Below are 11,737 nucleotides of genomic sequence, written 5' to 3'. Positions count from 1 at the left end.
GGGGGTCTCTTTTTTGTGGGGGGCGCCCCGGCCCTTATCAGCCCCCAAGCGGGGGGGCGGGGGCGGGGGCACCCCGGGCCGCCCGCGCGGGGAGGGACGTCAGCGCACCAGCTGGGCGGCCCGGGGGCCGGTCCGCTCCAGCCACCAATGGGCGACCAGCAGATTGACCACCCAGCCCGCCCAGTTGGCCACCTCCAGGAGCACCGGGAGGTCGAGCTTGAAACCGGGGATGTACCCCATCAGCTCGACCACCACCCGGCCCCAACTGGTGCCGAGGGCCATCGCGAAGCTGTAGACCATCCAGCGCCGGTGGTCGACGAACCGGCGCTGCAGGGCGGCCCGCAGCCCGAGCACGGTGGTGAGCAGCCACAGCCCGCCCATCATGGCCAGGCCGATCTTTCCGCTCGGGGCCGTGGAGTAGGGCAGCAGCACCAGGGCCAGCAGGCCGCCGGGCAGGGCCCCGGCGAAGATGTACACCCGGCCGCTGATCCGGTGCACCGCCGGGTGGTTGCGGCGTATCCACGGCAGGACCTGGAGGAAGACCGTCACCATCGAGATGTTGCCGAAGACGACGTGCCCCACCAGGACGGCGTAGTGCGCCGGGAAGGACGGGTCCAGGGGGATCCTGGCCTGGCCCGGGCCGCCGGTCAGGTACCGGGGGAAGGCGTACACCAGATTGAAGACCACGAGGACGGCCAGCGCCGTCACCCATGGGCTCTGCCACCAGCTCGGTGCGGTCGCGCCCGCTCCGGTGCCGGGTCTCGTGCGTTCCGGTCCGGCGGCCAGGGCCCCGGACGGCTTCGTGTTCCGTGTCACCGCTGATCCTCGACTTCCGTTGGGTCCGGGTGGTTCAGTGGTGGTACTCGCCGGCGTTGGCGTCCAGGCAGTGCCCGGTGACGGCGCGGGACAGCGGGGACATCAGGAACAGCACGGCGTCGGCGATCTCGTCGGGCTCGGGGAGCCGGCCGAGGTCGAGGGTGGCCGCGATCTCGTCGTAGATGTCCTGCACGGTGACGCCGCGCTGCGCGGCCCAGTGGCCGAAGCCCTCGCGCAGGGCGTCCGCCCAGATGTAGCCGGGGGCGACGGTGTTCACCCGGATGCCCTGCGGGCCGAGCTCGGTGGCCAGGCTCTGGGCCAGCGACAGCAGGGCGGCCTTGCTCATCTTGTAGGCGCCGAACAGCCGCTTGGAGTGCCGGATCACCGCGGAGTTGATCATGACGACCGAGCCCCGGTTCTCGGCCAGGGCGGGGGCGAACAGCCGGGTGAGCCGCAGCGCGGCGTAGACGTTGGTCTCGAACCCGGCGCGCACGTCCGCGAATTCGACCTCGCCGAGGTCGACCAGCGGGGGCACCGCGAAGGCGTTGTTGACCAGGGCGTCGATCCGGCCGAAGGCCTCCGTCGCGGTCTTGACCAGGGCGGCGGCCGACTCGTCGTCGGTGATGTCGGTCGGTACGGCCAGTGCCCGGCGTCCGGTGCGCTCGACCTCCGCGGCGATCTCGGCGAGCCGGGAGGCGGTCCGGGCGGCGAGCACCACGTCCGCCCCCGACTGCGCGGCGCGCAGGGCGATGGCCCGGCCCAGACCGGGGCCGACCCCCGAGACCACGACGACCTTGTTCTCAAGCATCCTGATCCTCCAGCAAGTCCGGCTGTGCGTCGGTTGGTTCGATCGACAATGCGTGGCGGAACACGTTCCGGGGGTCGTACGCCCGCTTGACCCGCTGCAGGCGCGGGTAGTTGCCGCCGTAGTAGAGCACCGACCAGGGCACCCCCGAGGTGTTGAGGGCGGGGTCGGCCAGGTCGCGGTCGGGGTAGCCGATGTAGGCGCCGTCGGTGAACCCGTCCGGGACGGGAACCCCGCCGGTCCCGGCGTGGACCTCGCGGTAGAACTCCCGGACCCAGGAGATGCAGGCCTCGTCCTGGTCCGCGGACAGCCAGAAGCCGCCGCTGTAGAGGACCTTGAGGATCGAGTCCCGCTGGACCGTGGCGGTGGCGTCGGGGGCGACGGTGTTGACCCTGCCGCCGAAGCCGGCGACCACCAGGCACGACATCGGGTTGATGTGCTCCGGATCGCTCAGATAGCGCCAGACCACCCCGAGCTGGTGGTCGGTGAAACCCTTCCGCAGGTAGGCGGCCTTGTCCTTGTAGCGCCCCTTGGGGTCGTTCGGGAAGCTGTACGAGGGCAGCCAGGAGCTCAGCCAGGGCACGACCTCGGTGACGTGCACCGACGGTTCCACCCCGACCCCGGCGCTGACCGCCTCGAAGTGCTCGGCCAGCACCTTCTCGGCGTCCGGCCCCTCGTGGTCGATCACCACGACCATCCCGAAGGCCCCGGAGTTCCGGTGGGTGACGATCAGGTTGCTCCACAGGCCGGCCGCCGGCGCGTCGGCGTCGTCGTGCTCCTCGTACCAGGTGCAGTAGTTGCGCAGCAGGGTGGCGAGGGCCTCCTCGGTCATGCCCTCCCAGGGCCACATGACCGTCCGCTTCCACACCCGGGCCGGAGCCCGGGGCAGCAGTCGGGCCGGGTCGGCCGAGTCGGCCCCCGGGGTGCGCAGCCAGAACCTGGTCACCACGCCGAAGTTGCCGCCGCCACCGCCGGTGTGGGCCCACCAGAGGTCGTGGTGCGGGTCCTCGGGGTCGGCGCTCGCCACCACGGCACGGGCCCGGCCGGCCTCGTCGACGACCACCACCTCGACGGCGTGGAGGTGGTCGACGACCAGGCCGTCGCGGCGCGAGAGGTGGCCGTAGCCGCCGGCCGTGAAGTGGCCGCCGACGCCGACGTCCAGGCAGGTGCCGGCCGGGACCGTCACGCCCCAGCGCTTGAAGAGGGTCCGGTAGACGTCCCCGAGCAGGGCGCCGGAGCCGACCTCGATCGCGCGCCGGTCGGGATCGTAGGAGATGCCGTTCAGCTGGGACACGTCCAGCAGGACCCGGACGTCGGGGGAGGCGGTGAAGTCCTCGAAGCAGTGCCCGCCGCTGCGGACCGCGATCCGCCGGCCCGTCGCCACCGCCTCGTCGACGGCCGCCACCACCTCCTCGGTGCCGGTCACCACGTGCACCTGGTCGGGCCGTCCGACGAAGCGGTGGTTGTAGCCCTGGACGAGGTTCTCGTACCGCGGGTCCCCGGGCCTGATCACCACCGGCCCGGTCGGATCAACGGTGCTGTCGGTCATGCTCGTTCGTCCTTCCACGGGCCGGGCGCGCGCGGCGCCGGCGGTCGGGTCCCGGAGTCCCGGGCGGGGCCCGGGGACCGCGCCCCGCCCCAGCGGCGCGGCCCCCGGGCGGGGAGGTCCGGCTAGCCGGCCACCGCGCCGGAGCCGGACGTGGCGGCGAACAGTTCGGGGGCGACGTCCTCGGCCATCGCCCGGGCCGACTGCCAGGCGACCTCGTGCGTGGTGCCGACACCGCCGCAGAGCAGCACGAAGCGCCGGAAGCCGGCGGACGTCAGCGCCTCCAGCTTGGCCCGGACCGTCTCGACCGATCCGACCAGGGCGAAGGGGTTGCGGAGGTAGGACTCCGCGGGGGCCTCGAACACGCCCTGCACGCCGGTGTCACCCTCCTTCGCCAGCGAGGACAGCGGGCTGTCGGCGGGGTCGGCACCGGCCATCCGCGCCAGCACCCCGCCGGCGGTCTCGATGTGCGAGACGAAGCCGTCGCGGACGAGCTCCGCGGCCTCGCGGTCGGTGTCGGCGATCACGGTGAAGCAGCTCGCCGCGACGTTCGCCATGGAGAGCTCGTGCCCGTGCTCCTTGCCGACCTCCAGGTAGCGGTGCAGGCGCGCGACCATCTCCTCCACGCTGATCTTGGACATGCCGCCGGCCGCCGGGTCGAGGTTCAGCCCGGTGAAGACGTTCCAGCCGCGGCGGGCCGCCATGGCGAGGGACTCGTCCGTCTCCGCGGCCACCCACAGCGGCACGCTCGGCTGGACCGGCCGGGGCCAGACGGTGACCTTCGCGACCTCGGCGTCCTGGAGGAACGCGGTGTACGCGGGGGTCAGGTCGTCCTTCGCCACCGGGTGGTCGATCCGGTTGACGGCGCCGTCGATGAGGTCGGCGTTGTGCTCGAAGGCGGCCCGGTCGCCGCGCCGGCCGAGGCCGATCTCCAGCCGCCCGGAGGAGAGCACGTCGATCATGTTGAACTGCTCGGCGAGGTGCAGGGGGTGGTGCAGCAGGGCCAGGTTCACCCCGGAGACCAGCCGGGCCCGGGTCGTCCGCGCGGCGATCGCGGCCAGCATGACGTTCGGGTGCGGGGAGATCGACGACGGGCCGAAGTGCTCCGGCAGGCTGAGGCCCGCGTAGCCGAGGCGCTCCGCCTCGACACAGTGGTCGAGGTAGGTCTCGTAGAGGCGGGCCCCGAGCACCGGGTCCCACTCCTCCGGCGAGCGCGATCCCGACGGCGCGTAGGTGAGGTTGTCCCAGTAGACGAACTTGACGCTGTTCGGGTCCTCGGAGAGTGTGCTCATGCCGGTGGTTCCCCTCTGTTCGCAAGGCTCGCAGTGGATGTGAATCAATCTAGCCAGGCGACCGGAGGCCGCCATCTTCCAGAATGCGCGTGCGGTCCGGGCCGGTTTCAGACCGTGCCCGGGGCCTCCAACGACTCGGCCAGCGCGGCGGCGTCGGCACGCACCCGCCCGCCCAGGCGGGGGCGCTGACCGGTGTCGGAGTACTGCCGGGGCCGGCTGCCGCCGGTGCGGCGCAGCACGGTCATGCTGTTCTGGCGCAGCTTGCGGCTCTCCAGCAGGTTGAGCACCTCGAACTCGCCGGGGGCCATCCGCTGGGTGTCGGCGATGTACTCCAGGATCGCCTCGCCCTCGGGGTAGGTCATCAGGTAGTGCATGACCACGATCCCGCCGTCCGGGTCGATCAACTCCCAGAAGTTCTCGAAGAAGTAGAGGCAGTCCCAGGCGTCGACCCAGGCGAAGTCGATCGGCCGGAACTCCTCGGGGAGGCGTCCGACGGCCCCGCGCATGTCGGAGTTGACGACGGTGACGCGCTCGGCGAGGCCGAGGTCGGCCAGCACCTCCGTCACCAGCGGGGCCGAGGAGCCGCTGTCCGAGAGGTCGTCGACCGCCACGAACCGCGGCCGGTACGGCTCGCGGTAGTTGCCCGGGAGCAGCAGTGCCGGCTCGCTGTCGATCCACGCCTCGTCCAGCTCCCGGCCGTCCGCGAGGTACGGCAGGGTCTTGCGGACCAGCGCGGCGGCCTCGGCCCCGGCGAGTTCCTCGGCCTCTGCCAGGGCCTTCGCGAGGAACGGGGTGGTGTAGCCCATGCCGACCTCCAGCACCCGGTGGGGCCGGACCAGGTGGACCAGCTGGGAGAGCAGCGGTGCCACCACCTCCGTCCCCATGCCCGGCACCCGCAGCCGCTCGACCGCGGTCCGGAAGCGCTCGTCGGGGCTCGTGTCACGCGTCATCGTCGGTGCCCCTGCCCTGCTGGTGCTCGATGGCCTGGTAGAGCGCCTTGATGTTGCCACTGCCGAAGGAGCGGGCGCCCATCCGCTCGATGACCTCCAGGAAGAGGGTGTTGCGGGGGTGCACGGACTTGGCGAAGATCTGGAACAGCTGCCCGTCGTGGTCCTGGTCGATCAGCAGGTTCAGCCGCTCCAGCTCCGCCACCGAGTGCCGCAGCGGGGTGAGCCGGTCCGGCAGCAGCCGGTAGTACGCCGGGGGGGTGCCCAGGAACTCCACGCCCCGGGCGGCGATCGCGTCGACCGAGCGCACGATGTCGTCCGTGGTGAAGGCGATGTGCTGCACGCCCGGACCGCCGTGGTCCTTCAGGAAGGCGTCCAGGTGGCCGGAGACCTCGGACGGGTCGGGGGTGATCAGGGTGAAGGTGACCGTGCCGCCCTGCACCACATTGGTGATCATCACCTGGCCGTTGACCTCGATCCGCTCCGTGAAGATCGGTTCGAAGTCGAGGACCTCGCGGTAGAAGGCGACCGTCGAGTCCATCTGCCCCGGCTCGACGCAGATCGCGAAGTGGTCGACCTCCCGCAGACCGCAGCCCGGCCCGGCCGCCCCGGCCGGGCCGGCCTCGGCCGGGGACAGCCCGGGCAGCAGCCGCTCGTCGCCGCCCGCCGGGCGCTCGACGAAGGTGTGGGCGATGTCGCCGACGCCCATGATCGTGGCGGTGACCACGTCGCCGTGCGCGACCGGCGCCGACACCGGCCGGGCGCCGCGGCGCACCGCCGTGGCGAAGGCCGCCCGGGCGTCCGGGACGCGCAGGGCGATGTCGGCCACCCCGTCGCCGTGCTTCTCGACGTAGGCCGCTCCCGGGTGGTCGCCCACCACCGGCTGGCTGAGCAGCAGCCGGATGCCGTTGGCGCCCAGCGCCACCGAGCTCAGCTCCCGCGCCCGCGGGGGCGAGCTCGCGTACACTTCCAGGCCGTACCCGCGGACCAGCCACTCGGTGGTGACCGCCAAGTCGGCGACGTAGCAGGTGATGTGGTCGACGAGCATGCCGCCGAAGGTCTCCTGACCCGCGTCGAGGCTCATGTTCCGGACTCCTCGTCAGTCGTCGGGCTGCCCAGCGGAGCGCCCGGTGAGGCCGTACGGCCCCAGATCCGTCCAGTGCTCGTTCACGTAGGCGAGGGCGGCGGTCCGGTCGGACGGCCCGTGCTCGGACGTCCAGCCCGCCGGTACCGAGGCGTCGGCCGGCCAGAGCGAGAACTGGCCGCGCGCGTTGACCAGGACCGTGAACTCGCCGTCGTCGGCGTCGAAGGGGCTGCTCATTCCCGCTCTCCTTCCGGCCGGTCCAGCAGGCCCTCCAGGGCCGCCACCGAGGGAACGTCGAAGAACTGCGTGACGGTGAGCGGGATCTTCAGCTCGGCCCGGATCCGGCTGACCAGCCGCATCGCGGCCAGGGACTGGCCGCCGAGCTCGAAGAAGCTGTCGTCGACCCCGATCTCCGGCACCTCCAGCACCTCGGCGAACAGGGCGCACAGCTGCCGCTGCCGCTCGGTCGACGGCGCCCGGCGGGTCGAACCGGTCACCGGCTCGGGCAGCGCCCGCCGGTCCAGCTTGCCGTTGGGGGTCAGCGGGAGGGCCGGCACGCTCACGAAGGCCGTCGGCACCATGTACGCCGGCAGCTGCTCCACCGCGTGCGCCCGCAGCGCACCCGCCTCGATCCCGTCGGACTCCGGGACGTAGTACGCCACCAGGCGCTTCTCCCCGGAATCCGACTCCCGTGCCACGACGGCGACATGGGCCAGGCCGGGATGGCGCGCCAGTGCCGCCTCCACCTCGGCGGGCTCCACCCGGAAGCCCATCACCTTGAGCTGGTCGTTGGCCCGGCCGAGGTACTCCAGCAGGCCGTCCCGGTCGACCCGGACCAGGTCCCCGGTGCGGTACATCCGCTCGCCCGGCCCGTCGAAGGGGTTGGCCACGAAGCGCTCGGCCGTCAGATCGGGCCGGTTGAAGTAGCCGCGGGCCAGGCCGCGTCCGGCGATGTGGAGCTCGCCCACCCCGCCGACCGGCACGGGCCGCAGCCCGGCGTCCAGGACGTGCAGCCGGACGTCGTCCATCGGCCGGCCGACGCCCACCGGGCCCGTGGCGAGGTAGGGGGCGGTCATCGGCGCGCTGGTGCTGAACAGCGTCGCCTCGGTGGCGCCGTACATCGCCCGCACCACCAGGGCGGGGTTGTGCTCCAGCACCCGCTGGACGGCCGAGGGGGCGATGACGTCGCCGCCGGTGAGCACCTCGCGCACACCGGCGAGGCAGCCCGGGTCCTCCTCGGCCAGCACCCGGAACAGTCCGGCGGTCAGGTGGATGCCGGTGATCCGCTCCTCGGCGATCAGCCGGCGCAGGGTGTGCACGTCGAGGTCGCCCGGCGGGGCCACCACGATCCGCCCGCCGTGCAGCAGCGGCACCCAGAACTCGTACGTGGAGACGTTGAAGGCGTACGGCGCCACCATCAGCACCCGCTCGTGCCGGCCGTCCGCCCAGATCGAGTCCAGGGCCAGGCCGAGCGCGTCCCGGTGGGCGATCGCGACGCCCTTCGGCACCCCGGTGGAGCCCGAGGTGTGGATCACGTAGGCGAGGGCGTCCGGGCCGGTGGGGACGGCCGGGTCCGTCGCGGGGTAGCCCGCGAGGCCCTTCTCGCCCTCGACGACGACCACCTCGGCGACCTCCGGCAGGCCCTGCCGGCTCATCGGCTCGTCGGTCAGCAGCACCGGCGCCGCGCAGTGGTCCACGATCCACTGCTTGCGCGGCAGCGGGTGGGCACTGTGCAGCGGGAGGTAGCACCCGCCGGCCTTGAGCACGGCCAGGATCGCCACCACCAGGTCCGCCGACCGCTCCATCAGCACCGCGACCGGCGACTCGGCCCGCACACCGAGTTCGCCCAGCCGGTGCGCCAGCCGGTTCGCCCGCTCGTCCAACTCGCGGTAGCTGAGCCGTACTCCGCCGGACGACACGGCGATCGCGTGCGGTGTCCTGAGCGCCTGTTCCGTGAAATGCCCCTGAAGGGAAGGGGAAGCCACCATGCCCTCCGATCATCGTCGATTGGTTGTCGGTGCCCGGATCAGCTGTCGAGCAGCCCGTGGACGGAGTCGCTCAGGTCGGCGAAGGAGGACAGATCGGGCACCGTCCATCCGTTCAGGTCGTACTCCGCCAGGCACTCGTCGACCAGGCCCTTGTAGGAGTCCAGCTGGCCGTTGGCGAGCTGGGCAAAGAGCAGTTCGATCCGGGTGTTCTCGTGACTGCCCGCGTAGTTGCGCTCGTAGAGCTCGTGGCGACCGCCGAACTCGCTGCCGACGGCGTCCCAGAGCAGTTTCATCACCTTGACCCGCTCGACCGCGTCCACGCCGCCGGAGCCGCGCAGGAACCGGTCCAGGTAGGGCCGGATCTCCGGATTGCCGAAGTCCTTGGCACTGGAGTTGACGTAGACCAGTCCGCTGGCCACGTCCTGGAGGACGATCTCCCTGATCCGCGGGTAGCCCGTCTGCATGAACCACCGGTAGGCCAGGCCGTACTGGGAGTTGGGCAGCACCGCGCCGTTGCGCCAGGCGACCGGGTTGCGGGCGGCCGCGTCGGACAGCCCCCAGAACAGGTTGCGCCAGGCCAGCACCTCGCCGAGCCGGCTCTGCACCCCGCGGAAGTCCCCGGTGCCGGTGATGTCCAGGGCCTTGGCCAGCAGGCCGGCGATGAACTCCAGCTTCACCGCGAGCCGGGTGCAGCCGTGGAAGGTGAACCGCTCGATGAAGCCGGACTGGCCGGTGAACATCCGGATCTTCTCCGGCTGCCCGTAGACGAAGACGTTCTCCCACGGGATGAGCACCTTGTCGAGCACCAGGATGGTGTCGTTCTCGTCCAGCCGGGAGGAGAGCGGATAGTCGAACGGGCTGCCCATCGCCGCGGCCGTCGCGGTGTAGGACGGGCGGCAGATCAGCTTCATCCCCGGCGCGTTCATCGGCACGGTGGCCACCAGCGCGAAGGTGCGGTCCTTGATCGGCAGGCCGTAGTGCGCGATGAAGTTGTAGTGCGTCAGCGCGGAGCCGGTGGCGACCACCTTCGCGCCGGACACCACCAGGCCGGCGTCGGTCTCCCGCTCGGCGTGGATGAAGACGTCCTTCACCTGGTCCGGCGGCAGGGAGCGGTCGACCGGCGGGTGCACGATCGCGTGGTTCCAGTACAGCACCTTCTCCTGCGACTCGGCGTACCAGCGCCGGGCGTTGTCCGCGAACGGCTCGTAGAAGTCCGCGTTGGCGCCCAGGGTGCCGAGGAAGGAGGCCTTGTAGTCGGGGCTGCGGCCCATCCAGCCGTAGCTCATCCGCGCCCAGGCGGCGATCGCCTGCTGGTCGCCGACCAGGTCCTCCGCGCTGCGCGGGGTGGTGAAGAAGCGGTGGGTGTAGCCCTCGCCGCCGCTGTCGACCGGCGCGGTCAGCACGGGCCGGTGCCGGGGGTCGTGCAGGGCGTCGTAGAGCCGTGCCGTCATCCGGACCGGATTGTGGAACGCCGGGTGGGCGGTGACGTCCTTGACCCGATCGCCGTAGAGGTAGATCTCCCGGTCGTCGCGCAGGCTCTCGATGTACTCCGCCCCGGTCAGCGGGCGAGTTCCGCGCGCACTTCCGGCGGTGGTTTCCTGGGCTTCGGCCATCAGACGCCTCTCCTTGCTGCCAGTTCACCGGACGGATCGAGACTGACAGCCCGGGAGCGGCGGTGGCTTCTCCCGACGTGCGCCGCTTGCGGACCCGGGCGGCCCGCGCCGCCGGCACGGCCCGGACTCAGCACGAGCGGAGATGCCCGCGGTCCGCCGCCCCCGGAGCATGAGCATCTGGATTTGCCAGGCCTGCGCAGGAGGGACTCCGGAATGAGCAAGCGAATCGACATCGACATCGTGGTGCCGCTCTACCCGTTCATGCCGTACTTTCTCGACCGGACCAGGGAGTTGGCGGAGAAGTTCACGGCCAACCACCCCGAGTACCGGATCAGGGTCAGCGGCGCCGACTGGCTGTCGGTGCCGCAGACGGTCCACGACGCCGTCCAGCAGGGCGGAGCGCCGACCATCGCGCAGTACTTCTACACGTCGACCCGGGACGCCCTCGACGCCCGGCGGCCCGACGGCTCGCCGCTGTTCACCTCGGTCGAGCGGGCGATCGCGGGCCGCACCGAGATCCTCGGCGAGCCGGTCGTCCTCGGCGACGTGGCGCCCGCCGCGCGGCACTACTACACCCACGACGGCGCCGTGGCGGCCATGCCGCCGCTCACCTCGACCACGCTGCTCTACGCCAACACCACCCTGCTGGAGCGGGCCGGGATCACCGAGGTCCCGCAGACCTGGGCCGGGATCGAGGCCGCCTGCCGGGCCGTCGCCGCGCTTCCGGACGGGCCGGCCCACGCGATCACCTGGCCCAACCACGGCTGGTGGTTCCAGCAGTCGGTGGCCCAGCAGGGGGCGCTGCTGGCCGACCACGACAACGGCCGCTCCGGTCGCGCGGAGACGCTGTACCTCGACTCGGACGCGATGCTCGCCTACGTCGAGTGGTGGCGCGGGCTGCACCGGGCGGGCCTGTACCGCTACCACCCGAGCCGGGTGAACACCGAGGTCGACTGGGACGGCAACTTCCGCGCCTTCGCCGGACAGGAGGTCGCCTTCGTGCTCACCACCTCGGTGGAGGCGGCCCGGATGGCACAGGCCGGCCTGGACGGCGGCTTCGTCGTCCAGGCCTGCCGGATGCCGTACAACGACCGGGTGCCCTACGCGGGCAACGTGATCGGCGGCGACGCGCTCTGGCTGGCCGCCGGCCTGGACCAGGAGACCCAGGACGGCGCCCTGGCCTTCATGCAGTACCTGAACACTCCGCGCACCGCCGCCGAGCGGCACCGGGAGACCGGCTTCATCCCGGTCACCGGCGGGGCGATCGACCTGCTGGAGCAGGAGGGCTGGTTCGAGCGCAACCCGCACTTCCGCACGGCGCTGGACCAGCTCGCCGCCAACTCCGGTTCGCCGGCCGCCCGGGGCGCGCTGCTCGGGGAGTTCGCCGGGATCCAGGACATCCTGACCACCGCCATGCACGACGTGCTGGTCACCGACGTGGAACCGCGGGTCCGCTTCGCACAGGCGAACGCCGAGGCGCAGCTGCTGCTGGACCACTACAACGACGCCTGCCGGGGCCTGCGCCCCCGCGGCCCGATCAGGGTCGGCTGACGACGGGGCCGACGGTCCCCGGGGCACCCGGAGGGGGGCGGCGGCGCGCGGGGGGGGGGGACGCCCGGGCGGGGGGAGCCCGGGCGCGAGCGGGG

Annotated in this window: 10 protein-coding genes; 1 reads left to right on the top strand and 9 read right to left on the bottom strand. The window is 72.1% G+C overall.

Features of this window, described 5'->3' with window-relative positions; genetic code table 11:
• Nucleotides 1-99: 99 nt before the first annotated feature.
• The 9 genes from ACFVVA_RS36255 to ACFVVA_RS36215 form a co-directional block, all read right to left on the bottom strand.
• Complete coding sequence (locus tag ACFVVA_RS36255) at nucleotides 100-816, bottom strand: DUF2306 domain-containing protein (protein ID WP_387694959.1); 717 nt, start codon at nucleotides 814-816, stop codon at nucleotides 100-102.
• A 34-nt stretch (nucleotides 817-850) separates the two neighbouring features.
• Nucleotides 851-1,624: an SDR family oxidoreductase gene (locus tag ACFVVA_RS36250; protein WP_359915586.1), complete on the bottom strand. Its 774-nt coding sequence runs from the start codon at nucleotides 1,622-1,624 to the stop codon at nucleotides 851-853.
• Nucleotides 1,617-3,170, bottom strand: coding sequence for an FAD-binding oxidoreductase (locus tag ACFVVA_RS36245; protein ID WP_387694958.1), 1,554 nt, complete (start codon nucleotides 3,168-3,170; stop codon nucleotides 1,617-1,619). The genes ACFVVA_RS36250 and ACFVVA_RS36245 overlap by 8 nt, the downstream gene beginning before the upstream one ends.
• A gap of 122 nt (nucleotides 3,171-3,292) precedes the next feature.
• Nucleotides 3,293-4,459: an LLM class flavin-dependent oxidoreductase gene (locus ACFVVA_RS36240; RefSeq protein WP_387694957.1), complete on the bottom strand. Its 1,167-nt coding sequence runs from the start codon at nucleotides 4,457-4,459 to the stop codon at nucleotides 3,293-3,295.
• A 107-nt stretch (nucleotides 4,460-4,566) separates the two neighbouring features.
• Complete coding sequence (locus tag ACFVVA_RS36235; RefSeq protein ID WP_387694956.1) at nucleotides 4,567-5,409, bottom strand: hypothetical protein; 843 nt, start codon at nucleotides 5,407-5,409, stop codon at nucleotides 4,567-4,569.
• The gene (gene hppD, locus ACFVVA_RS36230; RefSeq protein ID WP_387694955.1) at nucleotides 5,399-6,490 is read right to left on the bottom strand and encodes a 4-hydroxyphenylpyruvate dioxygenase; all 1,092 of its coding nucleotides are present in this window, start codon (nucleotides 6,488-6,490) and stop codon (nucleotides 5,399-5,401) included. The genes ACFVVA_RS36235 and hppD overlap by 11 nt, the downstream gene beginning before the upstream one ends.
• Nucleotides 6,491-6,505: 15 nt before the next feature.
• The gene (locus tag ACFVVA_RS36225) at nucleotides 6,506-6,727 is read right to left on the bottom strand and encodes an MbtH family protein (protein WP_387694954.1); all 222 of its coding nucleotides are present in this window, start codon (nucleotides 6,725-6,727) and stop codon (nucleotides 6,506-6,508) included.
• Nucleotides 6,724-8,478 (bottom strand): amino acid adenylation domain-containing protein, encoded by a 1,755-nt coding sequence (locus tag ACFVVA_RS36220; protein ID WP_387694953.1) that lies wholly within the window; start codon nucleotides 8,476-8,478, stop codon nucleotides 6,724-6,726. Before ACFVVA_RS36220 ends, ACFVVA_RS36225 begins: the two co-directional genes overlap by 4 nt.
• A gap of 38 nt (nucleotides 8,479-8,516) precedes the next feature.
• Nucleotides 8,517-10,091 (bottom strand): 4-hydroxyphenylacetate 3-hydroxylase family protein, encoded by a 1,575-nt coding sequence (locus ACFVVA_RS36215; RefSeq protein WP_387694952.1) that lies wholly within the window; start codon nucleotides 10,089-10,091, stop codon nucleotides 8,517-8,519.
• 213 nt (nucleotides 10,092-10,304) lie between these two features.
• On the opposite strand from ACFVVA_RS36215, the gene ACFVVA_RS36210 reads away from it, so the two are divergent.
• Entirely contained in the window at nucleotides 10,305-11,642 is a 1,338-nt protein-coding gene (locus tag ACFVVA_RS36210; RefSeq protein WP_387694951.1) for an extracellular solute-binding protein, read from the top strand.
• Nucleotides 11,643-11,737 lie beyond the last annotated feature (95 nt).

Origin of the sequence: Kitasatospora sp. NPDC058048 (genome assembly GCF_042885555.1) — a bacterium.
Classification (GTDB): domain Bacteria; phylum Actinomycetota; class Actinomycetes; order Streptomycetales; family Streptomycetaceae; genus Kitasatospora; species Kitasatospora lactacystinica.
Note: the sequence above shows the minus strand (reverse complement) of the source record. Positions and strands in the feature narration are given on the sequence as shown.

Bases quoted from the DNA above. Each gene is read 5' to 3' on its own strand.
- ACFVVA_RS36250 (WP_359915586.1), bottom strand. From the start codon at position 1,624: ATGCTTGAGAACAAGGTCGTCGTGGTCTCGGGGGTCGGCCCCGGTCTG.
- ACFVVA_RS36245 (WP_387694958.1), bottom strand. From the start codon at position 3,170: ATGACCGACAGCACCGTTGATCCGACCGGGCCGGTGGTGATCAGGCCC.
- ACFVVA_RS36240 (WP_387694957.1), bottom strand. From the start codon at position 4,459: ATGAGCACACTCTCCGAGGACCCGAACAGCGTCAAGTTCGTCTACTGG.
- ACFVVA_RS36235 (WP_387694956.1), bottom strand. From the start codon at position 5,409: ATGACGCGTGACACGAGCCCCGACGAGCGCTTCCGGACCGCGGTCGAG.
- hppD (WP_387694955.1), bottom strand. From the start codon at position 6,490: ATGAGCCTCGACGCGGGTCAGGAGACCTTCGGCGGCATGCTCGTCGAC.
- ACFVVA_RS36225 (WP_387694954.1), bottom strand. From the start codon at position 6,727: ATGAGCAGCCCCTTCGACGCCGACGACGGCGAGTTCACGGTCCTGGTC.
- ACFVVA_RS36220 (WP_387694953.1), bottom strand. From the start codon at position 8,478: ATGGTGGCTTCCCCTTCCCTTCAGGGGCATTTCACGGAACAGGCGCTC.
- ACFVVA_RS36215 (WP_387694952.1), bottom strand. From the start codon at position 10,091: ATGGCCGAAGCCCAGGAAACCACCGCCGGAAGTGCGCGCGGAACTCGC.
- ACFVVA_RS36210 (WP_387694951.1), top strand. From the start codon at position 10,305: ATGAGCAAGCGAATCGACATCGACATCGTGGTGCCGCTCTACCCGTTC.